This window comes from Bacillus sp. ISL-18, from assembly GCF_018613415.1.
In the GTDB taxonomy this organism is placed as follows: Bacteria; Bacillota; Bacilli; order Bacillales; family Cytobacillaceae; genus Neobacillus.
In genome coordinates, this window is the sequence record NZ_JAGGQG010000036.1 from 1 (window position 1) to 24,246 (window position 24,246).

General features: G+C 36.4%; 21 protein-coding genes and 7 pseudogenes. 19 read left to right on the top strand and 9 right to left on the bottom strand.

The features are described from left to right. The first annotated feature begins 1,017 nt into the window (after positions 1-1,017). Entirely contained in the window at positions 1,018-1,455 is a 438-nt protein-coding gene (locus J7E81_RS29675) for a Dps family protein (RefSeq protein ID WP_215047736.1), read from the top strand. 123 nt (positions 1,456-1,578) lie between these two features. On the opposite strand, the gene J7E81_RS29680 is transcribed toward J7E81_RS29675, so the two are convergent. Both J7E81_RS29680 and desA read right to left on the bottom strand, forming a co-directional pair. Continuing rightward, complete coding sequence (locus J7E81_RS29680; protein ID WP_215047737.1) at positions 1,579-2,124, bottom strand: response regulator; 546 nt, start codon at positions 2,122-2,124, stop codon at positions 1,579-1,581. 78 nt (positions 2,125-2,202) lie between these two features. After that, positions 2,203-3,234 carry a Delta(5) desaturase DesA gene (gene desA / locus J7E81_RS29685; RefSeq protein WP_215047738.1) on the bottom strand — a complete coding sequence of 344 codons (1,032 nt, stop codon included), beginning with the start codon at positions 3,232-3,234 and terminating at the stop codon, positions 2,203-2,205. 209 nt (positions 3,235-3,443) lie between these two features. On the opposite strand from desA, the pseudogene J7E81_RS30780 reads away from it, so the two are divergent. The 16 genes and pseudogenes from J7E81_RS30780 to J7E81_RS29760 all read left to right on the top strand — a co-directional run. Then, positions 3,444-3,640, top strand: a pseudogene (locus tag J7E81_RS30780) (hypothetical protein); the annotation flags it as partial. 361 nt (positions 3,641-4,001) lie between these two features. After that, a complete protein-coding gene (gene cspC, locus J7E81_RS29690; protein WP_107135145.1) occupies positions 4,002-4,202 on the top strand; it encodes a cold shock protein CspC in 201 nt (66 codons plus the stop codon). Between the two features lie 94 nt (positions 4,203-4,296). Further along, positions 4,297-4,722, top strand: a complete 426-nt coding sequence (psiE, locus tag J7E81_RS29695) for a phosphate-starvation-inducible protein PsiE (RefSeq protein WP_215047739.1) — start codon at positions 4,297-4,299, stop codon at positions 4,720-4,722. Continuing rightward, positions 4,719-4,922: pseudogene (locus tag J7E81_RS29700) on the top strand (cold-shock protein); the annotation flags it as partial. The gene psiE and the pseudogene J7E81_RS29700, both read left to right, overlap by 4 nt. Positions 4,923-5,367: 445 nt before the next feature. Next, entirely contained in the window at positions 5,368-5,925 is a 558-nt protein-coding gene (locus J7E81_RS29705; RefSeq protein WP_061793457.1) for a recombinase family protein, read from the top strand. Then, positions 5,922-8,867 (top strand): annotated as a pseudogene (locus J7E81_RS29710) (Tn3 family transposase). Before J7E81_RS29705 ends, J7E81_RS29710 begins: the two are co-directional and overlap by 4 nt. 45 nt (positions 8,868-8,912) lie before the next feature. After that, positions 8,913-9,341 (top strand): annotated as a pseudogene (locus J7E81_RS29715) (HAD family hydrolase); the annotation flags it as partial. Positions 9,342-9,686: 345 nt separating this feature from the next. After that, positions 9,687-10,182, top strand: a pseudogene (locus J7E81_RS29720) (arsinothricin resistance N-acetyltransferase ArsN1 family A). Between the two features lie 276 nt (positions 10,183-10,458). Then, entirely contained in the window at positions 10,459-10,803 is a 345-nt protein-coding gene (locus J7E81_RS29725) for an ArsR/SmtB family transcription factor (protein ID WP_215047740.1), read from the top strand. A gap of 15 nt (positions 10,804-10,818) precedes the next feature. Further along, positions 10,819-12,114 carry an arsenic transporter gene (locus tag J7E81_RS29730; protein ID WP_215047741.1) on the top strand — a complete coding sequence of 432 codons (1,296 nt, stop codon included), beginning with the start codon at positions 10,819-10,821 and terminating at the stop codon, positions 12,112-12,114. A gap of 39 nt (positions 12,115-12,153) precedes the next feature. After that, entirely contained in the window at positions 12,154-12,573 is a 420-nt protein-coding gene (gene arsC, locus J7E81_RS29735) for an arsenate reductase (thioredoxin) (RefSeq protein WP_215047742.1), read from the top strand. Between the two features lie 99 nt (positions 12,574-12,672). Next, complete coding sequence (gene arsD, locus J7E81_RS29740) at positions 12,673-13,038, top strand: arsenite efflux transporter metallochaperone ArsD (protein WP_215047743.1); 366 nt, start codon at positions 12,673-12,675, stop codon at positions 13,036-13,038. A 16-nt stretch (positions 13,039-13,054) separates the two neighbouring features. Next, positions 13,055-14,824, top strand: a complete 1,770-nt coding sequence (arsA, locus tag J7E81_RS29745; protein WP_215047744.1) for an arsenical pump-driving ATPase — start codon at positions 13,055-13,057, stop codon at positions 14,822-14,824. 17 nt (positions 14,825-14,841) lie between these two features. Continuing rightward, positions 14,842-15,801, top strand: a complete 960-nt coding sequence (gene trxB, locus J7E81_RS29750) for a thioredoxin-disulfide reductase (RefSeq protein ID WP_215047745.1) — start codon at positions 14,842-14,844, stop codon at positions 15,799-15,801. Between the two features lie 3 nt (positions 15,802-15,804). Continuing rightward, the gene (locus J7E81_RS29755) at positions 15,805-16,233 is read left to right on the top strand and encodes a protein-tyrosine phosphatase family protein (protein WP_215047746.1); all 429 of its coding nucleotides are present in this window, start codon (positions 15,805-15,807) and stop codon (positions 16,231-16,233) included. Positions 16,234-16,445: 212 nt separating this feature from the next. Further along, a complete protein-coding gene (locus J7E81_RS29760) occupies positions 16,446-16,604 on the top strand; it encodes a hypothetical protein (RefSeq protein ID WP_215047747.1) in 159 nt (52 codons plus the stop codon). Between the two features lie 29 nt (positions 16,605-16,633). Here the strand turns inward: J7E81_RS29760 and J7E81_RS29765 are convergent, their stop codons facing one another. The 4 genes from J7E81_RS29765 to J7E81_RS29780 form a co-directional block, all read right to left on the bottom strand. Then, positions 16,634-16,849, bottom strand: coding sequence for a hypothetical protein (locus J7E81_RS29765; RefSeq protein ID WP_215047748.1), 216 nt, complete (start codon positions 16,847-16,849; stop codon positions 16,634-16,636). Positions 16,850-16,900: 51 nt separating this feature from the next. After that, complete coding sequence (locus J7E81_RS29770; RefSeq protein WP_215047749.1) at positions 16,901-17,380, bottom strand: ArsI/CadI family heavy metal resistance metalloenzyme; 480 nt, start codon at positions 17,378-17,380, stop codon at positions 16,901-16,903. A 112-nt stretch (positions 17,381-17,492) separates the two neighbouring features. Further along, positions 17,493-17,666 carry a hypothetical protein gene (locus J7E81_RS29775; RefSeq protein WP_215047750.1) on the bottom strand — a complete coding sequence of 58 codons (174 nt, stop codon included), beginning with the start codon at positions 17,664-17,666 and terminating at the stop codon, positions 17,493-17,495. 73 nt (positions 17,667-17,739) lie between these two features. Then, the gene (locus J7E81_RS29780) at positions 17,740-18,186 is read right to left on the bottom strand and encodes a MarR family winged helix-turn-helix transcriptional regulator (protein WP_215047751.1); all 447 of its coding nucleotides are present in this window, start codon (positions 18,184-18,186) and stop codon (positions 17,740-17,742) included. Between the two features lie 119 nt (positions 18,187-18,305). Here J7E81_RS29780 and J7E81_RS29785 point away from each other — a divergent pair, with 119 nt between their 5' ends. Beyond that, positions 18,306-18,806: an arsinothricin resistance N-acetyltransferase ArsN1 family A gene (locus J7E81_RS29785; RefSeq protein ID WP_215047752.1), complete on the top strand. Its 501-nt coding sequence runs from the start codon at positions 18,306-18,308 to the stop codon at positions 18,804-18,806. Between the two features lie 680 nt (positions 18,807-19,486). On the opposite strand, the gene J7E81_RS29790 is transcribed toward J7E81_RS29785, so the two are convergent. The 3 genes and pseudogenes from J7E81_RS29790 to J7E81_RS29800 all read right to left on the bottom strand — a co-directional run bounded on the left by J7E81_RS29790 (position 19,487) and on the right by J7E81_RS29800 (position 23,711). Further along, on the bottom strand, positions 19,487-20,911 hold the full coding sequence (locus tag J7E81_RS29790) for an IS110 family transposase (protein ID WP_215047753.1): 1,425 nt from the start codon (positions 20,909-20,911) through the stop codon (positions 19,487-19,489). A 708-nt stretch (positions 20,912-21,619) separates the two neighbouring features. Then, a pseudogene (locus J7E81_RS31475) lies at positions 21,620-21,916 on the bottom strand (DUF3889 domain-containing protein). A 603-nt stretch (positions 21,917-22,519) separates the two neighbouring features. Further along, a pseudogene (locus J7E81_RS29800) lies at positions 22,520-23,711 on the bottom strand (transposase). Between the two features lie 188 nt (positions 23,712-23,899). Between J7E81_RS29800 and J7E81_RS29805 the strand changes: the two are divergent. After that, positions 23,900-24,175, top strand: a complete 276-nt coding sequence (locus tag J7E81_RS29805) for a DUF3986 family protein (RefSeq protein WP_215047754.1) — start codon at positions 23,900-23,902, stop codon at positions 24,173-24,175. The last annotated feature ends 71 nt before the right edge of the window (positions 24,176-24,246 follow it).

Consider the following 24,246-nt stretch of genomic DNA (forward strand, 5'->3'; position numbering starts at 1 on the left):
GCACCCATGCTGGGCGCACGTAAAATAGCATTGTTCTTTCCTAGAACAGTGCTAGAATGGCAAAATTTATCCAAGCAAGATCATTAGATGCTTTCTAAATGACAAGACACCATTACATACTTTGATTACTATAAATACGTTGTTTACTGAATTAAGATATCAAGTATTTATAGTAACTTTTCACTCAATTTTTCTTCTTAGAATACTATAAATACTCCTCCTGATTTCCATAGTACAGTTAATTGTGGAAAACATACGCTAAGGTTTTGTTCAGAAAACCTTGAGTTCCTAAATATAATGGGGGGCAAACTAATGAATAATTCGAGCATAAATAGTTCTCACAGGTGCCACGCTTCATAAGAAATAACAACATTTTCTCAAGAAAGATCTGTAATTTCCAATGGTCTATTCATCATACATAATATTCTGTTTTATAGAATTATTCATCAAATTTATGGCAAGGTGGTGATATAAAGGGTACAATATAGAAGAATGTTCCTAGATTATTCATAAATTATACTCGAATAGAAGGTCAAATTAATTTGACGTGGAATTTAGGGAAAAGTAAATTTTAAAGGAGTACGAGCTTATTACAGATAAACACCAAATTGATGAGATGATTAATGAAGGACTAGGTGCTGGAAAAATTGATAATACCAAAGATGAAAAGCAGTTAGAAAATCCATTGTCAAAAAAGAGTAAGCCAAAAATTCCATGACCGAGAATTTAGAAGATGTTCAGAAGCTGGGTAAAGAAATGGAAAACATGAAAACGAAAAAAGAGCTTAAAAAAGAGGGGTTAACCTCTCAATTCAAGAATAACCTATATAAACATCCGTGTTTTCGGGGAATAATTATCTTGTAAACGTTGACAATTCCTAACAGTTACATTTACATCATAAAATGAACTTCTGCGATCTTTAGTAGAAGTCTATTTTTTATCTAACCTACATAAACGGGTGAAAAATTTTTTAACATGTCCTAACTAGGGAAATATACCATTACAGGAGGAGATAGAATGTCTGTTGAATTGATTCAATCTGTTAACAAACAAGTGGCAGCCTGGACAGTACTTTACACGAAATTGCATAATTACCATTGGTATATAAAAGGACCGCAGTTCTTTACTCTGCATGCAAAATTTGAAGAGTTGTATAATGAAGCGGCAATGGTTATTGATGAATTTGCAGAACGAATTCTTGCGTTAGAAGGAAAACCTGTTGGAACTTTGAAAGAGTGTTTAGAGCTCTCATATATTGAGGAAGCATCAGGTAGTGAGAATGAAGAAGATATGGTACGAATGCTAAGTGGCGACTTAGCGAAAATCGTTGATGAGCTACAAGCAACTATTACTCTTGCTGAAAAGGCAGATGACGAAGGCACAGCCGACATGCTACTAGGAATTAAAAAAAGTGTAAGAAAGCATTTATGGATGTTCAAAGCATATCTAGGATAAAAAAAGAACCACAATCGTGAAGTGAACCCAAAAAGTTAGACAAATATCTTTATGCAGCTCTTGAGGATTGAACTCTGTATTGAACAGGGCTCAATCCTTTTAGTTTTGCTTTTTAAACAATTTTTATCCGGCTGGTAACTTCATTTTATCCATGATTGTTGAAAAATAATTTCTGACAGTTCCAATTTTGTTACTAGGCTGATTAGAGGTTTCATTTGTGATTTGACCATCGGCCAACAGTTCTAACACTTCTATTCCTCGTTCGTTATCGCTGGAATCATCGTCGATTAGTTCGGGAGAGTAAATTTGTTTTCCGTCCATAATGCTGCGAATCGAGCAGACTAACTCCTTGCTTGGGTTGTCCTTCAATAAATAACCTCTTACACCCGCTTTTAGTGCACGTTCAAAATAACCAGTCCTTGCAAAGGTTGTTAAAATGATTACCTTGCATCCTGCTGGCATTAAAGAATCTGCTGCCTCAAGTCCGCTCATTTTGGGCATCTCTATATCCATGATACAAACATCGGGCTGTAATAGGTGCACAAAAGCAAGGGCCTCTTCTCCATTCCTTGCCTGACCGACCACTTCCATATCCTCTTCTAAATTTAGAAGGGAACCTATTACCCCTAACAGCATCTCCTGATCCTCGGCAATGACAATTCGAATCATTTATGTTGTCTCCTTTTCTGGAAGCTACTACTAAACAGAAACTCCCCAATATAGGGGAGCCAGTCATATACGGTGTCATTACAGTTCAGGTTTTAATTGAACGGGGACTCTTTTTTTAGCTAGAGCTTTAACCTCTTTAAAACTCACGAAATTCTTGTTTTTCTCATCCCATAGACGAAAACGAAGGGACTTCAAACTTGTCGCAAGGGAAATCGATGGTACGTTTTGCAGTGGAGGCGTATTTTTGTGTACCTCTTCTAATTTATAGTTAGGAACCCTTGGGCTTAAATGGTGAACATGGTGGAAACCAATATTACCAGTTAAGAATTGAAAGAATTTCGGTAGCTTATAGAAGGAACTTCCTTCCACAGCCGCTTTCACATATTCCCAGTCTTTATTTTCTTCAAAATAAGAATCTTCAAAAGTATGTTGGACATAAAACAACCAAATACCAACGGAACCTGATAGAAAGAAAATCGAACCTTGGATGAGAAGAAATGCCTGCCATCCGACTAACCAAGAAAGCATTCCGCACAAAGCTAGGATTAAAACATTCGTCAAATACGTATTCATCTTTTCCTTCTTTTTAGCACCTTTACGGTTTAATCTATTTTTTAAAACGAATTCAAAAATCGGACCTAGTCCGAACATTACCAATGGATTCCGGTAAAAACGGTAGGCTAAACGTAAGCTTAAAGGCGCTTCTAAATATTCGTCTACAGTCAGTGTCCAAATATCCCCAGTACCGCGTTTGTCTAAGTTCCCACTTGTAGCATGATGAATCGCATGCTCATTTCCCCAGCGATCAAAAGGGAATAATGTTAAAACTCCCATGGCTGTTCCAACCATTCGATTGATACGGCGGTTCTTAAAAAAGGAATGGTGGGTGCAGTCATGAAAAATAATGAATATTCTTACCAAAAATCCCGCCGCAATCACAATGGGAACTAATGCTAACCAATAAGACACGGAAAGGCTTATATAGGCAAGGTACCATAATGCAATAAACGGTACTACAGTGTTGATGATCTGCCATACACTTTCCTTTGTCGTTGATTTTTCATATTCAGCCACTTGTTTTTTTAAAGTATTCGTATTTTGTAAGGTCATTTTATTTTAATTTCCTTCCTTGTTGCATCGTTATTTTAAATTATAAAGGAAGGGAATGGAAATTATTAGTAGCAGGTGTCATGTGTAGGGTATGATAAATGTCATATACAAGTTGATCTGTCTGGCATTTCAAGTATAATGAACCATATTCAAATTATGCATATGATATTTCTTTGAGAGAATCCTATACATAAGTCGGATAATACAAAAAAGAACGCCTATACCTTCTTTTTTTACCCCTTTATAGCCCGAATCTAAATCCAGTCTATGGAAGTTGAAAATGTCTGTGGTGTACAATGTGTTTTACAAGTCCGTACAGGATATTCGTAAAAATGTTCAAGCCTTTATCCCAGAAATCAATCAAACCCCTAAAGAGGTCATTGATCGATTGTGTGTTATTTTATAGATTGTTTAATGCGTTTCATATACGTATAAGACAAATACTTTTTCACCGTTAAAAAACCTGTTATAAGTGTAACAAGCCTCTGCCACAAAATCAGGGGTTAATCATTTTTGTAATATTAATAAATCTGCCAAACTGCTTTTTATTCTTCCCCACTTCGCCCCTCACAATATCCTCAAACTTGATCTTCATTATCAATTGAATACCATTCAAAATAGTTTGCATCCCTTTCCAGTTTCTGTTATGATAAAAAAGAATTATTTTTGTTCGGTGTAAAGGATAGTATAAGTTTGACTTTTCGCCTTGATGATCACTTTGGGCAAGGATAGTAATACATTGTGTTTAAAGCTAGGAGGCAACAAAAATGGAACAAGGTACAGTTAAATGGTTTAATGCAGAAAAAGGTTTCGGATTTATCGAGCGTGAAAATGGAGACGACGTATTCGTACACTTCTCTGCTATCCAAAGTGAAGGCTTCAAATCATTAGACGAAGGTCAAAAAGTAACTTTTGCCGTTGAGCAAGGTGCTCGTGGCGCTCAAGCTGCTAACGTTCAAAAAGCTTAACAATAATCAAACATCTACAAACAGATTCTTTAATTAGAATCTGTTTTTTATTTCCTTAATTATAAAAAATAAATATATGGAGTAGGGAAGAAACATGAGACTACAAATTAAAAATAAAAGGCCGAATTTCAAAATTCCCTTAATTTTTCAGATTGCCTTAAATATAGCATTGGTTTTACTGGGTATCACGTTATGCGTTTTGCTTGGTAAGGAAATCCTATATTTCATTAATATTTCTATTTTCAACCAAGGAATTCACAACGACTACACCCTTCTAGAAAGCATTTTAATTTTCTTTTTGTACTTTGAGTTTATCGCAATGATTGTTAAATATTTTTTGGAGGACTATCATTTCCCTTTACGTTATTTTCTTTATATTGGTATTACAGCTTTGATACGTCTAGTTATTGTAGAACATGACAACTCATTTGATACATTTTTGCACGCCTGCGCCATTCTAGTTTTAATTATCAGTTATTCGATTATGAATACTGCAAAGGCTCGCAGGCAGAATTCTTAGAACAAGGTACAGTTAAATGGTTTAATGCAGAAAAAGGTTTTGGCTTTATCGAACGTGAAAATGGAGACGATGTATTCGTACACTTCTCTGCAATCCAAAGTGAAGGCTTCAAATCTTTAGACGAAGGTCAAAAAGTAACGTTTGACGTTGAGCAAGGTGCTCGTGGAACTCAAGCTGCTAACGTTCAAAAAGCTGCTTAATCTTAAATCGTTTATACAAACAGGCTCTTTATATAGGGCCTGTTTTTTTATGTTCTCTGTATAATACTCAATAAAAAACCCTACTCAACGTTCGAGTAGGGAGATGGTACAGGTAATGGAAAAAGATTTAAAGCTTCAAAGGTTTGTTTACAGTATAACATACTGGATTGATAATATACGGGATGTATTTTGAGAAGAGGTGTCCAAATTGGCGTAATACTAGCGACGCTGCTATGAACCGCAATAAGAAATTGGCATAATTAAACCCTTGATTTAATTAGATATTTACCTTACCTGGACGTAACAAAAACGACCATTTCTGTTACATGGTGTGAAAAATATATTTTGTCTGCCAATCTAGCATAAACAACGTAACAAAATATTTTGTAACAATATTAATTATTTCATAGTTTTTGTACAATTATGCTGAAAGGTGAGGATATAAATGAAATTTGGTTACATGCGTGTTTCGACTATTGATCAAAATTTGGATCGCCAAAAAAGACAGCTTGAAAAATTTGGATGTGAACGCATCTTTTTTGAGAAAGTAACGGGAACGAAACGGGAACGTCCGGAACTAAACCGTATGCTGGAGTTTCTTCGTCCAGAAGACACCGTTGTTGTGTCGGATTTAACTCGCTTATCCCGTTCCACGAAGGATCTTATTGAGATTACGGAACTCATCGCCCAAAAAGGAGCGCATTTAAAAAGTTTAAAGGAGTCTTGGCTGGATACAACAACGGCACATGGGAAAATGTTGTTTACTATTTTTGCGGGCATTGCCCAATTTGAGCGAGATCTCACTTCTGAACGGACAAAGGAAGGCATTTTAGCTGCAAAAAAACGGGGAAAATATCCTGGAAGACCAAAAGCTGATGAAGAAAAGATCAACTATGCCCTATATCTTATAGACCAAGGGATGAGCCGGACAGATGCTGCCGAAAAGGCCGGTATTTCCCGTATGACTCTATATCGTAAGCTACAAAGGGGTGAAAAACATTGAAAAGGAATTGGGAATTAGATGAGCTAATTGATCACTTTATCCTTATGCCTGATGAACAAGAGCAGATTCAACTAAAAAGAGGAAATACGAAACTTGGGTTTGCTGTCATGTTTAAGTTTTTTCAATACGAAGCTAGGTTCCCTCATACCAAGAGTGAGATACCAAAGACAGTTATAGAGTACATCGCTAAGCAGCTAGAGATGAATCCCGATGTCTTTTCTGAATATCATTGGACCGGACGTACCATTACTTATCAACGTTCGGAAATCCGTACCTATTTTGGATTTCGCGAAACTACTCTGCAGGATGTAGACTTATTGGCAGACTGGCTATGTAAGAACGTGTTATTTCATAGCCATGAATTCAACTATGTTGAGGATAAGTTATACCAACAATATAGAGAATTAAAAATTGTGCCTCCCACCCCAGATCGTGTAGAGCGTCTTATTCGCTCTGCTACCTACTCCTATGAAGATCAATTTTTCACCTCTATTTATCAAAGACTTTCTAGCCAGACATGTGAAGGGTTGGATAAATTAATTAACCTTTTAGAAAAAGTCGAAGACACCTCAGAAGCAAAAGAATTATTAACATTTCATGAATTAAAGTCCGATCCTGGACGCATTGGATTAGAAACAGTCTTCAAAGAACTTCGGAAACTTCAAACCATAAAAGAGCTGCAATTACCCTATGATTTGTTTAACGATATTTCACCAAAAGTTTTAAAGAAATACAGAAAGCGTACAGCAACAGAGGATATCCGTGAATTGCGCCGGCATCCACCCCAGATTCGCTACACACTTTTATCTTCCTTCTTTTGGCTTCGAAGAGCAGAAATTACAGACGGTCTGATTGAACTGCTTATACAAATTATTCATCGTATTAATGTTAGGGCCGAACGTAAAGTGGATAAAGAATTAATACATAATTTAAGGAAGGTAAATGGGAAAAACAATCTATTGTTCCAAATGGCTGAAAAAGCGTTAGATAATCCAGATGGAATTATTCGGGATGTCCTTTATCCTGTTATCAGCGAGGAAACACTTAAAGATTTAGTAAAGGAATTTAAACATACAGGGCCTGCCTACAAACAGAAGGTATATACGATTATTCGTTCATCGTACAGTTCCCATTACCGCAGGATGGTTCCTCGTATTTTGGATATGTTAGAGTTTTGTTCAAATAATGAGGCTCATCATCCAGTAATCAAAGCGTTAGAACTTATAAAAAAATATATAAATTCAAATGCTCACTTTTTCCCAGAGTCTGACCAGGTTCCATTAGATGGTGTGATCCGTCCCAGCTGGAGATACCTAGTCGTGGAACAGGAGACTTCAGGCGAAGAGAGGATCAATCGTATTAATTATGAGATTAGCACCTTGCAAGTCTTACGTGATAAGCTGCGTTGCAAAGAAATATGGGTACCTGGTTCGGAACGATATCGTAATCCAGATGAAGATCTGCCACAGGACTTTGAACTGCACCGTGAAGAGAACTATAAAGCATTGAAAAAACCTATTAATCCCGATGAGTTTATCGCAAATTTAAAGGAAGAAATGACAAAGGCATTAAATAAATTAGAACGTAAAGTTTACACGCAAATCAGCTTCCTTGAGGATATCTAGTAAACTCGTCATTGGCCATTGTTTCATAATTTCAGCTTTTAGGCGTGATAGGTTAACTGGCTCCGGCACCGGATCAAAAGGAGAAATAGATATTCGACCGTTTCCCTTTCCTTTTGCCTTTTTAAAACAACTGCATCAAGAGAGGTCATTAGTAAAGATTTGCTACAGAAGAGGCTTATCTTGTGTTTATACGGTTTGGGGACAAATGCAGGGCTAAAGCGAGTTTCAAATGGGGAACATGGCGAAAAGTATAAAGATTTATTATATATACGGCGAAAATACATTGATAAAGACAATCTACGTAACGCTATTGCTGAGATTGTTAATGCCATTTTGTGAAATAAAATGACAGATATATGGGGAGAAGGAACAACTTCCTGTGCTTCCGATTCAAAGAAATTTGGTGCGTGGGACCAAAATCTAATGACTGAATGGCATATTCGGTATAGGGGCAGAGGTGTAATGATTTACTGGCATGTGGCTAAACACTCAACCTGTATCTATTCTCAATTAAAATCATGCTCTTCTTCTGAGGTAGCGTCTATGATTGAAGGAGTTTTAAAGCATTGTACAAACATGGAGGTTGAAAAAAATTATGTAGACAGTCACGGCCAAAGCGAAGTAGCTTTTGCCTTTTGCCATCTCTTGGGTTTTCAGCTTGTGCCAAGATTAAAAGCTATCAATTCACAAAAACTTTATAGGCCAGATAGTGGCATGAGTGATGCTTTCCCTAATTTACAACCGATTCTTACAAGACCTATCAACTGGGAATTAATTCGTCAGCAATATGATCAGATGATTAAATATGCTACAGCCCTGCGTCTTGGAACAGCCGAAACAGAGGCTATCTTAAAACGATTTACAAGAAGTAACTTAAAACACCCGACTTATCAAGCACTGTCTGAGTTGGGAAAAGTTATTAAAACCATTTTCTTGTGTGATTATTTGGATTCTGAAGATATTCGGAGAGAAATTAATGAAGGCCTTAATGTTGTAGAGAATTGGAATTCCGCAAATGGCTTTATTTTTTACGGAAAAGGTGGAGAAATTTCTACAAATAGATTGGAAGACCAAGAGGTTGCCATTCTTTCTCTGCATTTACTACAAAATTGTCTCGTGTATATTAATACACTCATGATTCAATCTGTATTATCAGAAAAGCAGTGGCAGGATATGATGACACCTGAAGACTTAAGAGCGTTAAGTCCACTTATATATAGCCATGTAAATCCTTATGGTATCTTTAAATTGGATATGATGGAGAGAATTCCAATCGAAGAAAGGCAATCAGAAATAGAAAACACTTCGCATATTTAACTTTATTCCTTATTGCGGGTAGTGACAGCTTCGCTGGTACTACCCCTATTAGAGGATTACATAAAGCATTTTCAACATAGCTGTATTCCCTTTCCTAACATGGAACACGTATTAAAAGAGCTTAGAAATAGAGGGATCTTATTGGGTATGATTACAAATGGATTCACTGAATTTCAACTCCTAAATATTCGTACCTTAGGGATTGATAAATACATGGATATCATATTAGTGTCAGAGCAAGAAGGGATTAAAAAACCTCAAGCTGAAATCTTTCTGAGAGCGTTAGAGAGATTGGGTGTCGATCCTAAAGAGAGTGTGTATGTAGGGGATCATCCGGAGAACGATGTAATAGCAGCTCGGAATGTGGGAATGAATGCAGTATGGAAGAAAGATATATTTTGGGGAAATCCGTTTAAAGATGAACATGTAATTGATGATTTAAAAGAGCTGCCACCTTTAATCAACTTACTTTAAGGCTTTTAATTGACTTCCAAGAACGTATAGTGTAGCTTACACTATTAGTTTAGGCTCAAAGACTGTCCCTGTTCGAAACGGCGTACCTGGTAACGGGTGCTTTTCTTCAATAACGATCTTCAACAATCGGGCACAATTCTGTAGTAAGGATTGTGTTCTTTTTTATGTTAAGGTTCAGATTGTGGAACAACACATTTAAAGTAATTTGGTAAACGTGAATATATTGTGAATTTTTTCACTTAAACTAACTGGCAGAATAGTTTAACAAGGATTTTGGGATTTTTAACAGAATATTTTACGATAACCAGTTATAAATTCAATGAAAAGTAAAGAGAGGGAGTACTAGTGAAAAGCGAACACATTATTAGGCAGGCTACGGAATCAGATATCCTGTCTATTCTAGAAATATACAATCAAGGAATTGAAGATCGTATTGCAACTTTAGAAGAAGAAACCAAAGACTATTTATACATGAGAGAATGGTTTCAAAAACATCAGGACCGTTATAAAGTGGTGGTAGTTGAACAAGACAGGACCGTTATGGGATGGGCTTCCTTAAATCCATATAGTAACCGGTGTGCCTATGATGGGGTTGCGGATCTATCCATATACATTTCAAGGGGACATAGAGGGAAAGGATTGGGGAAAGAGCTGCTGGCTGATTGAATACTTGGCGAAGGCAGATAACTTTCATAAAATTGTCCTGTTTACTTTCCCATTTAATCAATTAGGTCAAGGATTATACTCAAAAATGGGATTTCGTGAGGTAGGGATATTTAAAAACCATGGGATTTTAGACGGGAAATTCGTTGATGTAATGGCAATGGAGAAATTATTATAATCTTAATTATTTGATTGATAGCCATAAGTTAATTGCGGTTATCAATCTTTTTTCTTTACATTAACTTTACATTCAATTTCTTGAATTTTATCTATAAGTGATTTATTATATAAGCAAATGATTATATTTAAATGCAAAAGTAGATATGGCAAAAATCAGTGAGCCATGTATAAAGTGTCTGATTTAACAGAAACTAGAACAAATTAAATTCGGTTTGAAATTCCAATAAGTATATAATTATTTACTTATTAATTGAGTTGTCAGGAGGTGTATATCATGTCAGAATCAACCGTTCAATTAGAGAACGTAGCTAACATCTTAAAATTATTAGGCGATAAAACCCGTTTAACTATGATCAAAATTCTTGATACTCACGATGCTTGTGTATGCGAATTCGTTGAAATATTTAAAACAAGTCAGCCTGCCATTAGCCAGCACATTCGTAAGTTAAAAGATGCTGAGTTAGTGAGGGAAACAAGAAGAGGGCAATGGATCATTTACTCTTTGAGTAAAGACAGTCCTTATTATCCATTGGTCCAAGATCTACTTCTACATCTTCCAAATCAAGATTTTAGATTGAAGGAATTGGAAGAACAAGGACTGAGAATTTCATGTGAATAATTGGAGGTTTCAACATTGGTATCAACCATACTTGCATCATTGATTTTTATAATTACTCTTATTTTGGTTATATGGCAACCTAAAAATTTATCAATTGGTTGGTCAGCTTGTGGGGGAGCGATTCTCGCACTATTGATTGGAGTAGTCGACATCCACGATGTAATAGAAGTAACCAAAATTGTTTGGAACGCTACTTTTTCTTTCATTGCTATCATTATTATTTCGTTAATATTAGATGAAATTGGTTTCTTTGAATGGGCTGCCTTGCACATGGCACGAGCGGCGAAAGGAAACGGAATAAAAATGTTCGTATATGTGAGCATCCTGGGTGCTCTTGTCGCAGCATTTTTCGCCAATGATGGTGCAGCTCTTATACTTACGCCAATTGTTTTAGCGATGGTTCGTAATTTAAAGTTGGAAGACAAAATGATTTTCCCGTTCATTATTGCCAGTGGGTTTATTGCCGATACGACCTCATTGCCTCTAGTGGTAAGTAATCTTGTGAATATCGTATCTGCTGACTTTTTTGGAATTGGATTTGTTCATTTTGCATCAAGAATGATTATTCCAAATTTATTTTCTTTAGTGGCAAGTATCTTGGTGCTATTTCTTTACTTCAGGAGAAGCATTCCGAAACAATATGATTTATCAAAATTAAAAAAACCAGTTGATGCGATTCGTGATGAAAAAATGTTTCGTTTGTCTTGGGTTGTATTAGCTGTTTTATTAGCTGGTTACTTTATTAGCCAAACACTTCACGTTCCTGTTTCGATCATTGCAGGTGTGGTTGCAATCTTCTTCTTATTTATGGGAAGAAGAAGCCATGCAATCGAAACCAAAAAAGTCATAAAAGGAGCACCTTGGGCGATCGTATTTTTCTCGATTGGAATGTATGTAGTGGTTTATGGCTTACGAAATGCAGGCTTAACTGGCGTACTTGCAGATGTAATTCAAGCATGTGCCAATCATGGATTATTTATAGGAACCATTTCTATGGGCTTCATCGCAGCTATACTTTCTTCCATTATGAATAACATGCCAACGGTGATGATTGACGCTCTTGCAATAGCAGATACACATACAGTAGGTGTTATCAAAGAAGGGCTCGTATTTGCGAATGTCATTGGTTCTGATTTAGGTCCAAAAATAACTCCTATTGGGTCACTTGCCACCTTATTATGGCTACATGTTTTGAAAACAAAAGGAGTTAAAATCTCTTGGGGTACCTATTTTAAAACAGGTATTGTCTTAACAATCCCAGTATTGTTTATCACACTATTAGGTTTATACCTATGGTTGTTAATAGTCTAACTAAAAAATCAAACCAACAGAAAAAGGAGAAAAACTACTATGTCTAAAAAAACAATCTATTTTCTATGTACAGGTAACTCTTGCCGAAGCCAAATGGCAGAAGGATGGGCTAAAAAACATTTAGGTGATGAATGGGAAGTGCGTAGTGCTGGTATTGAAGCACATGGCCTAAACCCAAGTGCAGTTAAAGCGATGAATGAAGCTGGAATTGATATTTCAAATCAAACATCCGATATAATCGACCCTGAAATCTTAAACAATGCTGATTTAGTTGTCACTTTATGTGGTGATGCGGCTGATAAATGTCCAGTTACTCCACCTAAAGTAAAACGAGTTCACTGGGGCTTTGATGACCCTGCAAAAGCTCAAGGAACTGACGAAGAAAAATGGGCATTCTTCCAACGTGTCCGTGACGAAATCGGAGATCGCATTAAGCGTTTTTCAGAAACTGGTGAGTAAAAGAGAGTTTAATAGCCAAGGGTAAAAATACTCTTGGCTTAAATTTTAATATCCATATAAGTGAATACTTATATTCCGTGAAAATAGGAGGTTTTTTAAATGAGTAAAGTTGAGATTTTTGACCCAGCATTGTGCTGTGCTACAGGTGTTTGTGGTCCAAGCGTTGATCCTGAGTTAACTAGAGTGGCAACTGCTATCTTTCTATTGGAGAAAAAAGGATATGACATCAAACGATATAACCTTGGATTTGAACCAGCTGTTTTTGTTGAGAACAAAGAGGTAAACAAAATCCTTCATGAAAAGGGTCCAGATGCACTCCCAGTAACCTTAATTGAAGGTGAAATTGCTAAAATTGGAGCCTATCCAACAAACGATGAATTTGCGGAATGGTTTGGAGTACAAGCTGAGGAACTTAGCGAAAAACCAAAACCACGTCTTACAATTGATTTAAAACCATCGAAATAAGAAAGAAGTGAAAATCATGTTTCAATCTTTCAATCCGAAAATGATTGTGAACACCAAGTTTTTATTTTTGACAGGAAAAGGTGGAGTAGGGAAAACATCCACTGCGTGTGCAACAGCTGTAGCCCTAGCTGATGAAGGGAAAAAGGTCTTGCTTGTAAGTACGGACCCTGCCTCAAACTTACAGGATGTGTTGGAAGTTGGACTAACGAATACTCCAATGCCAATCCAGAGTGTTCCAAACTTATATGCTTGTAATCTTGACCCTGAAGAAGCTGCAAAAGCCTATCGAGACAGAATTATTGGGCCTTATCGTGGGAAACTTCCTGACGCAGTAGTGGCTACTATGGAGGAACAGTTATCAGGGGCTTGTACAGTTGAAATTGCAGCATTCGATGAGTTTACAAATTTATTGGCTGACCCTAACGTGGTTAGTGCTTACGAGCATATCATCTTTGATACGGCACCTACGGGTCATACTCTTCGGCTTCTTCAGTTGCCAACTGCCTGGAGTGGTTTTTTAGAAGAGAACACACATGGTTCCTCTTGTTTAGGCCCTTTATCTGGGTTGTCAGAAAAGAAGCAAATCTATTCCATTACAATGGACGCACTATCGGACTCAACTAAAACAACGCTCATACTTGTTGCAAGACCCGATGAGTCTTCATTACTTGAGGCAAACCGTGCTTCAAAGGAATTAAAAGAAATTGGCATTTCAAATCGAGCTCTCATTATTAACGGTTTAATGCAATCTTATCTGCCAGACGATAAAGTTTCATCTGCGTTTTATGAACGACAACGTAATGCCATAAAGCAAATGCAAAACGATTTAAAACAAGTTGTGACCTATTCCTTACCTTTTGTTTCATATTCATTAACAGGTGTTCAAAACTTACGTTTCTTATTTAAACAGTATACAATGCAAGCTACACAATCAGAGGTTGAAGGCAATACTATATCTCTGCCTACCTTAAATAAAGTGATTGAAGACTTCTCCTTAAATAATACTAGAGTGATTTTTACAATGGGGAAGGGTGGTGTTGGAAAGACCACCATGGCATCTGCAATCGCCGTTGGATTAGTAGAAAAGGGTCATAAAGTACATCTAACCACAACAGACCCAGCTGCCCATTTAGAGTTTGTTTTTCAAAAAAGTGAGCTAAATGAACAATTAACCATTAGTCGTATTAATCCGACTGAAGAGGTTAAGGCTTACAAGGCAGAAGTGTTGTCGAAGGTAAGTAATGATCTTGATGAAGAAGCACTTGCCTATATTGAAGAAGACTTAAACTCTCCTTGTACGGAGGAGATTGCCGTATTTCGTGCTTTTGCAGAAGTGGTGGCTCGTTCAAAGGATGAAATCGTTGTGATCGATACAGCCCCTACTGGGCACACCTTACTCCTTTTAGACGCAGCCCAGTCTTATCATAAAGAACTAGCCCGTTCAACAGGGGAAATACCTGAGAGCGTAAAAACGCTGCTGCCTCGTTTAAGGAATCCAAAAGAAACCAGCGTAGTCATTGTAACGTTAGCAGAAGCAACTCCTGTTTTAGAAGCAAGTCGATTACAGGAAGATTTAAACCGTGCAGATATAACCCCTAAATGGTGGTTAATTAACCAGAGCCTTTACGCCACTGAAACAAAAGATCCTATATTAAAGGGAAGAGCAGAAGCTGAAAAAGGTTGGATTAACAAAGTGAGCACCGAATTAACAGAAAAATGTGCAATAGTTCCTTTAATGAGCGAAGAAAACAAAGGATACAAACAGTTAAAAAAGTTTATTGACTGATAACGGAGGGGAACCGTATGGAAAAGGTCGTTATTCTTGGAACAGGCCCTGCTGGTTTAACAGCAGCGATTTATTTAGCAAGAGCAAACATGAAGCCACTGGTTATTGAGGGCAATCAGCCAGGTGGACAATTAACGTTAACCACAGAGGTCGAGAACTTCCCAGGATTTGTAGATGGCATTATGGGCCCAGAATTAATGGATAATATGAGAAAACAAGCAGAACGTTTTGGTGCAGAATTTAAAAAAGGTTGGGTTACCAATGTTGACCTATCTAAAAAGCCATTCACCTTACAAGTAAACGAATTAGGAGAAATACAAACGGATTCTCTTATCCTTTCGACAGGTGCATCAGCTAGACTGCTTAATATTCCTGGTGAAAAAGAGAATATTGGTCGAGGGGTTAGCACTTGTGCAACTTGTGACGGTTTCTTTTTTCGTGGAAAAAAAGTCATTATTGTTGGTGGTGGAGATTCTGCTATGGAAGAGGCAAACTTCTTAACCAAATTCGCATCAGAAGTGATCACTGTTCACCGTAGAGACGAGCTAAGAGCCTCAAAAATTATGCAGGACCGTGCCAAAGGAAATAACAAAATTTCTTGGGCACTTAACAAAACTCCTATAGAAGTTCTTTCGGATGGCGTGAAAGTGACAGGTTTAAAGGTTCGTGACAACGAAACAGGGAAAGAAGAAGTAATTCAAACAGACGGGATTTTTGTCGCAATTGGACATACACCAAATACTGCTTTCCTGAATGGTCAAATCGATACCGATGAAACAGGGTACATTAATGTCATACCTGGAACAACAGAGACCAATATTCCTGGTGTATTCGCTTGTGGGGACGTTCAAGATAGGAAATATCGCCAAGCCATTACAGCAGCAGGAACGGGTTGTATGGCTGCGTTAGATGCAGAACGATATTTAGAAAGCAATGCTACTCATGATTGGAGGGAAATCCTTATAAAGGTGGAGTAAACCATGGCTACAAAGAACTTTAATGAATTGATTAAAGATCGGATTTATTTCGGTGGAGCAGATGATGTGAAAGATATAATGGAAAATGAAAAAGCCGATGTTATTTTCGATTTGCGGGCAGAGTCACATGAGAACAAGTCAGGCTACGATCGTCTTCATAGCCCAATCGTAGATGATGCCGAACATCAAGACGAATCAATTAAAAAATCGATTGAACATGTTGTAAACGCCTATAACGAAGGGAAAAAGGTTTATTTCCATTGTGGTGGTGGTAGTACTCGTGCGGGTACTGTTGCAGTTGGAACCTTATTGTCATTAGGTAAAGCAAAGACAATCGATGAAGCTGAAGAAATGGCTAAGGCAGCTCGTCCAAAAGTTAATGTAAAGCCTCAAATGAAAGAAGCGCTACAACGCATTTATCCTGATGCTTAATATGATTCATGGATAAGACTTTTTAATTTCCTGAATGTTAAAAAGCAAGTAAGATAAGTAAGAGTAAATTTTTTTGAAAGGTGATGGACAAATTGAATATCACAGATCAAGCACGTGATGTACTAAAGCAACTGCTTGAAGAACATGATGCCAAAAACATTCGTGTTTATTTTGGAGGAATGTCTTGAGGGGCTCCAAAAGTTGGGCTGGCTTTGGACAAGCCAGATGATAATGATAAAGTAGTAACCATTAATGAAATACAAGTTGCAATCGATCCTGATATTGAGCCTTATACGAGTGACCTCACTCTTGATTTTAATCAAGAGGCTAATGGGCTTGTGTTATTGGGAAATGAAAGCAACTGTTGTTAAAAAAAGACCTTAGCAGGTCTTTTTTTGTTTTATATATTCGTAAGGCAACTTTTGTCCAGTTCGCAGTAGGCATCCAAAAAATGCTGATAGGTTTGTAAGCCGTATTCATTAGTGTTGTGATGAAAAAATAACTCAATGGCAATCTCTTTTGATTGCTCAATTGTACAATTTCTAGAAATCTTAATTAGGTTTAAATATGATAAGAAATATTCCTTCTTTAATACACCTGCATGATTTACTGTCATAAAACCACCTCCTTAATAAAAGGGTCTCATAAAGCTGAGACCCTTCGTTCATTAACAGCAGCTTGCTGTATTCTTGCCTTGAGAATCCGTAGAACAACACTCCACCTTATCTGTCTTCGGCTCTGTTGTGCAACAAGTAGAATCATGTGCACTGGTTCCTTCAACATTTGCCTTGGTATAGAAAAACTCCCATTCGTTACCATCGGGGTCGTTAACCCAAAACTTATCTTGGAGAGCGTAACAACACGTTGTGTTAATTTCTTCGAGCTGAGGCTCAATTCCGACTTCTGAAAGTCTATTTTTATGAGACATAACCTCTTCTGTACTTTCTACTTGAATACCAAAATGTCCAACCTGATTTCCACTTACTTCATCTTGAAGATTAAGCGTAAAGTTTAATCCCGGTGATTTAAGCAGGAACTTTGCGTAACCTGGCTTTATTTTTACTGGTTCAGCTCCAAATAATTTGCTATAAAACTCGATCGATTTCTCCAGGTTTGTTACGTTAAGACCAACATGTGCATATTTCATTTTGATTTCCTCCTAATTTTTAAAAAATTTTTTAATTTAACCGCTTACGAGCGTATCTTGTGGCTGTTTCAACTTTCCAATTTGATCATTGGTGTCTCTGGGCAACACCTCCTTAGCAGCCACAAGCGCAACAGCGATTAGTTTGCATGATACTTGATTTTTCAGCTACTTTTTGAATGAATGTTTCCGTTTGTAAATCCCCATATTTCCAAGCATTTCTGGCCTTTTTCTCTATTTCTTCTTGGCGGATCTTAATCATTTGATACACCTCAAACTCATTAAACATCACGAATCCCTCCTTTTAAATTATTTGCAATTTGCAAGTATTTATTTTAAATAAATGAGCAAGTGTTTCTTGCTCAAAGTAACGGTTTACAACAAACGGTTGATTTTGACATGGCATCATTTAGAAGTTTGATCGATTTAATCACCATATCTCGTTCAAACTCACTCATATTTGAAAATACTTCGTTTAGATATTGGTTCATATCCGCATCAATCTTTGCAGCAACATAATTGCCTTGCGCAGTTAGGGATAATTGATACACACGTTTGTCTTCTGGAAGGGGAGTTTTTTTCACCAGTTCCATCTTAATCAATGTTTGTATCTGCCGGCTAAAAGTTGTGATATCCATCCCGAGAGTATCAGCGACCTGTTGCATGGAAGGTCGGTCTTTACGAAGGATCTCATATAGGATATGGCTTTGAACCAGGGATATTTCATCTCCCCCAATTTGGCAGCAGTTTTTATTCAAAAGACCGAATTGTCTTGTCATAACCTGGAACAACTCTCGAACGTTTTCCATTATATTCACCTCTGATTTATTTATATTCTATTTATTTGCAAATTGCAACTTATTTTCTTTGAAAATGAAAAAAATTTTTATATAATCAATTTAAACAGATGAAGTTTAGGGGGATTTATATGAAAGCAGTCTTTAAAACAAGGTTGGCTTCAATAAATGATCTGGAATCCATATTAAGCATTTACAACCAAGGGATTGAAGATAGGATTGCAACATTGGAGGAAGATCAGAAAGATATTGGATACATGACAGAATGGTTTAGCAACCATAACCGGCGTTTTGCAGTTATAGTAATCGAAAATAACGATAAAATTGTCGGATGGGCATCATTAAATTCATATTCCAACCGGTGCGCCTATGCTGGGGTAGCTGATTTATCAATTTATATAAGGAGGGATTACAGAGGTAAAGGAGCTGGTACGTTATTACTAAATGAAATTGAACGTACTGCAATTAAGAATGAATTTAATAAAATTATTCTTTTTACATTCCCTTTTAATAATCTGGGGCAAAGTCTTTACAGAAAAAATGGTTATAGAGAAGTGGGGATATTCAAAAACCAAGGGAAATTAGATGGTCGCTTTGTTGATGTAATGATCATGGAAAAGATTTTTAATTAATAGCTAATAACAGAGGAGCAAATAGTGAGCTCAGGCTATCTATATTTCATCTCTTTTAGGTTTTTAATATGATGCACCCGTAGTCAAGGCACTACATTTTTGAGCACAATATAAGCAAATTTAACCACATTCTTGCGAAGATTGTGAAGCAATGTACTTAAAGTAACGGGGGCATTCCTTCAATAAGGGATGCTGATTGTAGCTAAAACATTGGTGTTGCTACATTAACTTACCTTGACGAAAATAAATAATGAAAGCTAAGCACCGTCCTTTCTCTACATTTTGTAATCAGGAAAGGGTGGTGTTTTATTATGTGAATTACAGCAAACGGATCTTGAAAAAATTGTAACGTTTTATCTTCTTTTGTAGAAAACAAACAACTAATACATTAATCATGCTAAAGTGAACAAAACATATCTGAGGAGGAAGGGTAGTGCAGTATATTGATAGTTTCGGTTGGGTTTTAAATATAATTCTATTGATTTGTTTTGTTATAGCATTATTGGCGCTAATGAGAAAACCGAAAGAAAATCGAAAGAACACAAAGAAGAAAATGTGAAGGATTGTACTTAAATGTAGTGTAGTGCCTTATTAAATTTATGATGGTACTACTATATACAAAATCACCTGATTTTTCACTAAAAAACAGGTGATTTTGTATTTTTAATAGACTTAGGAGTTTATTTATTTACCATTAAAAGCTTGGGATCTGGATTTTTTAAATAAAGTTCATCCAGTTTAATACCACAAGCCTTAGCGTGAATTACAGGGTCGTATACCTTTTTGTTTTTTAGAACTGTATAAATAAGAGCTGCTATTTTGCCACAAAGATGTCCAATCGCCTTTTTCTTGTTCATTCCCTCTTTAACCTTACGGTCATAATATACTTTGAAGACAGTAGGGTGCTTTTCACCGTTTGCTAAAACAATTAAAGCTATTTGATAAAGAACTCTTCTAGCATCTCGTACACCGCTGTACGTTTGCCTAGTACCAGTTACAGATGTTCCTGATTGCTTATTTTCTGCTGAAACTCCAAGATATTTTTTAAACTCTTTATATGTACTGAATCGTTCGATATCACCAATTACCCCAATTAATGTACAAGCGATATTTTCACTGATGAAGGGGAGAGACATAAGAATTTCAGTGTAAGGATGCGGATCGACACCCTTATTAGGATTTCCCCATAGTAGTGTATGAATCTCTTGATCGATGCGTTTTAAGCCCTCTTCAAGCCGTAAGGCTTCTTCTATAACCCATTTTTGCCTTTCCACAAGGTGTTCAGCTGGTACCGCAATCGTATTAGGTATAACTTTTGCTAAGGTATTTGCTGCTTTTTTTGCTACTCCCTTTGCTCCAGCCTTAATTAAAGTCTGATATATTTCTTCAGCCGTAGCTTCTTTCATATGAAGCCCAGTAGGATACTTTAATACTAATTTCATCACAGATGGGCTTGATAGACTTTTAAACGCCTTATTTAAATCGGGGTGAGTTATTTTTAAAAGTTGTTGCACCTGGTTTTTTCTCCGGGTTAGTTGCACATTCAAATACCAACGATCACGCATTACTGTTCGAAACAACGATTGAAGAACAGATTGCGGTCTAATAAGTGAAACACCTTGCATATGAGGGTGTAACTGCTTATGCCACCCCATATATGACATTACTTTGGCATCCATTGAATCAGTCTTTTCGGAGATACCTAGATTGTTTTTTCGAAATTCAGCAACAGCTCTATTCTCGAATTGAAACAGATCATACCCTTCGTTTAATAAGACCTGTTGTACGAGGTAAGAATAGTGTCCTCCAGTTGGTTCTAATAGAATTAAAAAGTCCCTTTTAGTAAGCGGAAATTGTTTTTCAATCTTTTCCAGAGCCTTTAAAAATTCGGCAATTCCAGCACTGTCAGAGTTGAATTTCATTGTCTTAGTTCGTTTCCAAGCAACCCCTTTTGGATCTAAGAACGCATCAAATGGAATACAGGATGCGACGTGAAAACTCGCTCCTATATCAATACCAACATAAAACTGATAAAATTTACGCTTTGCTTGGTTGTCGTTGTGCGTGTCATTTCCATAACTAAATGGAGTAATGCTATCATTCATCATTTCTCCTCCTAGATGCAGTATGACATATCTGACTATCCAAGTTTCTGTTAGAGCTTTATGCCCAATGTAGTATGTCAGGATTATATCGCCAGATATTAAATCTCATATTTAACACAAGAGTCTAGTTTCCTAGCTCCAACCAACGGCAGAGTTTCAACTGCTTAAAATGATATTGTTTTTGTAATTTGCTCAATATAGTCTTTAAACAAAATTTTATATACGACAAAAATCCAAGAATTCCTCCTATAGAAACAAAAAATCCTGCAAAAAATGACAGGATTTTTATAAATTAAAAAATGAAAATAATGTGCAGTGCCATAAAAAATTGTGGAGTGCCTCACATCAATATAAGAGGTCTAGAATTATAGCCCCAACTCTAATGATAGAATCATTTAAAGGTCACTGCACAAGTATATTTTACAGCACTTTTGGCAATAAAAAAACAATGTCCCCAAACAAACGGTAGAGTTCCACTAAATAAGTGATCCCACGTTTAAGTCAAAGGTACATTGTTAACACAATTATAATTAATTAAAGAAATCTTTCAAATAAATTTTACACAATTAAAATTATAGCACTTAGGGTTCCCAGTATGTAGTGTATTAAATGAGGTTATAAATCAGTTAAAGTATTACAGAAACAAACGGATGCAAGAGTTCAACAAGCGTTGCTGTGGCAGCGTTTTTTTTCCTATTGAGTTATAGGTCAGGAGTGGAACAAGAATTCGTTTTTTTTCCTAGTTGTTTCTCTGAATTTAACGTCAATTATCTGTTCTGTTTTATTATCGAATATTATATTGACAAATACACCGAATTCTTAGTTGTTTTCTTTTAACCATAATTTGAATTTTTCTACGGAGGTATTTTCTCCTTTGTCCCTTCCAATATGAAGATAATCAATAATTTTTGCTTGAGGATACTTTTCCTTTGTCTTTTGCATAGTGATTTTACCCCATTTAGCATACGGGGGAATAGGTTTTTGTTGTGCATTTGTTGTAGTGATAAAATAATGTAAAAATAAATTATTAAAGCCGACAATTACTGTTATGAATAAACAAATAAGCAGCTTTTTCAATTAACATTCCTCTTTTTTATTTTCTTTTATCTTTGCTTTTTTAAAAAATTTTATGTGAATAGAAGGATATATTTTGAAAACTAAGATGGGTTCTTCTTCAACTCCCTCAGTTTAATACGATTTTCTCCCGAATGCTCGCTTATTCGCAGGATTTCACACCCCTTTAATTAAGGTTAACGGTTACTCGAAATGAGTTCAGATCATTATGGCTTCGTGAAGGCATAGCGAAATAAAGGAGCGAATTCATACTCCATATTTTACCATATGATGTACATCTCCACGCCGCCCCTGGAGGCTTTCCCTCCCATGTCTCAACGGGTCAATCGCCCTATCATTCCTTCGTCATGCCTATCCAAGGGGTGGAGGCCAGTTTTGCTAAACTGATGGGTCTGTGCCCTTATGTTGAAGGAATCTGGTACTCCGTACATATTTGAAATCCTACGAATAAGCCAACATTCGGTTTATATAAGTCTGCTATATTATATATTTCTATCATAAAAGGGGATGAATTATATTCGATTCTGTAAGTGATTAGGCTGCCAAAGGTGATAATGGTTGAAGTTTATCAGGACAATAGGTTTCATTTCGTCGAGATATACCTACAAAAATCCTAGCTAGCTTACCAAGTAACTTCATAATCGATTTCATTTTCTTCATTTTTTTCACTTTAACAGTATGGGAATGTAATGCTTTGAATTCTGGGTTGTTCATCACAAGGCTCATTGTCGCTAGGTAGAGGAACCGCCGTAATCTCGATCTTCCACGTTTAGAAATGACGATTTGACCTTTCCACTTCCCTGAACTTGCTTCAGCTAGGTGCAATCCTGCATGGCGAAGTAAAGAATTTCCGTGAGAAAAACCGCTTAAATCACCAGCTTCACCTAATATGCCAGCTAAGGAAATTTCACTAATTCCCTTAATGGTAAGTAATTTCTTAGCGAAAGGGATTTTATTTAATGCATCAGTAACTTGTTCCTCAACTCTTTCGAGTTGTGTTACAACTAAATCATATTCTTCTAATAACTGTTCCAAATGAAATTTATAAGCATCAAGTGCTTGTCTTGTGCCAACAGATTTCTTGGCTACTTGAAGAAGTAAAAGGGCCTTTTTTAACCCAGGTTGTCTCTTCATTATTGATTTCCAACCTGCTATAACCTCATGAGGCTGTAAATTAACCAATTCTAGGGGAGATGGAAATAGACGAAGGGTTGCGATTGCCCCTTTAGCCTTAATATCTTTAAACATCTGTCGGAGTTCTGGAAATACAATATCTACCCACCGATTTAATTGATTAATAGAGCTAACAAGTCGTTTAACGACTACATCACGGTTAGACATAAGAACCCTTAGTTTTTCGAACGGTTCTGATGTGTACACGATTTTCTTTATTCTTTTTTACTAAATGTGGATTTACCGTTACTACTTCAATAGCTTGTTTAGAAAGCCATTTTGAAAGATTGATCCAGTAGTGTCCAGTTGGTTCCATCCTAACTATAGTTTCATCTAGGTTATTTAATCTTTGAAGATTTTTAATCCATTTTATTAAACTTGCAAATCCCTCTTCATTATTTTTGAATGTAAGTGGATCTCCGACAACAATTCCACGGAAATTAACAGCTCGTGCTACATGTAATTGTTGAGCAATGTCCACACCAACAACGAGATGTTTAACGGAAATTCTTTCTATTAGTTGATTTTGTTTGTTTTGCATTTTAAACTTCATAGTAGGGTTCCTCCTAAGGTTGTGAGTTAGAGTGGTGTCTATACTCATATCTTACTGAGGAGCCCTATTTTTTTCAAAGTCGAAAAATAACGATCTACAGGAATGCTAAAGAAGCAGTTTACTTGAAGAAGGATTGTTGAGTTTATCTGCCGAATTGATTAATTTAAATGATAAAATAGAGGTGCTTAATGGAGATTTTGTATGATGATAAATATCATCTGCATTTAGGTTTTTACGAGGATAATTATGATTATGAGTCGATAGCATTTAAAAGGGAATCTGAGGATATATGGGATATATTCTTTGATTTTAAAGGGTATGGAATTAATAATATTACCCCAGAAAACGAATTAACATTAGAACCATTTGGAACAAGAATTTTTTCCATTTACAATAAAGAAATTGATTATGATATTGGAGTAAAACAGTTTAAGCAATGGTTATCCATTAATAAAATAATCTAAATCGTTGGTTAATGAAGATAATCGCTACGGCGTTTTGTTGTTGTGCTAACGGGGCAGCATTCCTGTAATGA

What these genes read in the sequence shown, in the direction of transcription:
- J7E81_RS29675 (WP_215047736.1), top strand. Translation starts at nt 1,018, where the DNA reads ATGTCTGTTGAATTGATTCAATCTGTTAACAAACAAGTGGCAGCCTGG.
- J7E81_RS29680 (WP_215047737.1), bottom strand. Translation starts at nt 2,124, where the DNA reads ATGATTCGAATTGTCATTGCCGAGGATCAGGAGATGCTGTTAGGGGTA.
- desA (WP_215047738.1), bottom strand. Translation starts at nt 3,234, where the DNA reads ATGACCTTACAAAATACGAATACTTTAAAAAAACAAGTGGCTGAATAT.
- cspC (WP_107135145.1), top strand. Translation starts at nt 4,002, where the DNA reads ATGGAACAAGGTACAGTTAAATGGTTTAATGCAGAAAAAGGTTTCGGA.
- psiE (WP_215047739.1), top strand. Translation starts at nt 4,297, where the DNA reads ATGAGACTACAAATTAAAAATAAAAGGCCGAATTTCAAAATTCCCTTA.
- J7E81_RS29705 (WP_061793457.1), top strand. Translation starts at nt 5,368, where the DNA reads ATGAAATTTGGTTACATGCGTGTTTCGACTATTGATCAAAATTTGGAT.
- J7E81_RS29725 (WP_215047740.1), top strand. Translation starts at nt 10,459, where the DNA reads ATGTCAGAATCAACCGTTCAATTAGAGAACGTAGCTAACATCTTAAAA.
- arsC (WP_215047742.1), top strand. Translation starts at nt 12,154, where the DNA reads ATGTCTAAAAAAACAATCTATTTTCTATGTACAGGTAACTCTTGCCGA.
- arsD (WP_215047743.1), top strand. Translation starts at nt 12,673, where the DNA reads ATGAGTAAAGTTGAGATTTTTGACCCAGCATTGTGCTGTGCTACAGGT.
- arsA (WP_215047744.1), top strand. Translation starts at nt 13,055, where the DNA reads ATGTTTCAATCTTTCAATCCGAAAATGATTGTGAACACCAAGTTTTTA.
- trxB (WP_215047745.1), top strand. Translation starts at nt 14,842, where the DNA reads ATGGAAAAGGTCGTTATTCTTGGAACAGGCCCTGCTGGTTTAACAGCA.
- J7E81_RS29755 (WP_215047746.1), top strand. Translation starts at nt 15,805, where the DNA reads ATGGCTACAAAGAACTTTAATGAATTGATTAAAGATCGGATTTATTTC.
- J7E81_RS29765 (WP_215047748.1), bottom strand. Translation starts at nt 16,849, where the DNA reads ATGACAGTAAATCATGCAGGTGTATTAAAGAAGGAATATTTCTTATCA.
- J7E81_RS29770 (WP_215047749.1), bottom strand. Translation starts at nt 17,380, where the DNA reads ATGAAATATGCACATGTTGGTCTTAACGTAACAAACCTGGAGAAATCG.
- J7E81_RS29775 (WP_215047750.1), bottom strand. Translation starts at nt 17,666, where the DNA reads ATGTTTAATGAGTTTGAGGTGTATCAAATGATTAAGATCCGCCAAGAA.
- J7E81_RS29780 (WP_215047751.1), bottom strand. Translation starts at nt 18,186, where the DNA reads ATGGAAAACGTTCGAGAGTTGTTCCAGGTTATGACAAGACAATTCGGT.
- J7E81_RS29785 (WP_215047752.1), top strand. Translation starts at nt 18,306, where the DNA reads ATGAAAGCAGTCTTTAAAACAAGGTTGGCTTCAATAAATGATCTGGAA.
- J7E81_RS29790 (WP_215047753.1), bottom strand. Translation starts at nt 20,911, where the DNA reads ATGAATGATAGCATTACTCCATTTAGTTATGGAAATGACACGCACAAC.
- J7E81_RS29805 (WP_215047754.1), top strand. Translation starts at nt 23,900, where the DNA reads ATGGAGATTTTGTATGATGATAAATATCATCTGCATTTAGGTTTTTAC.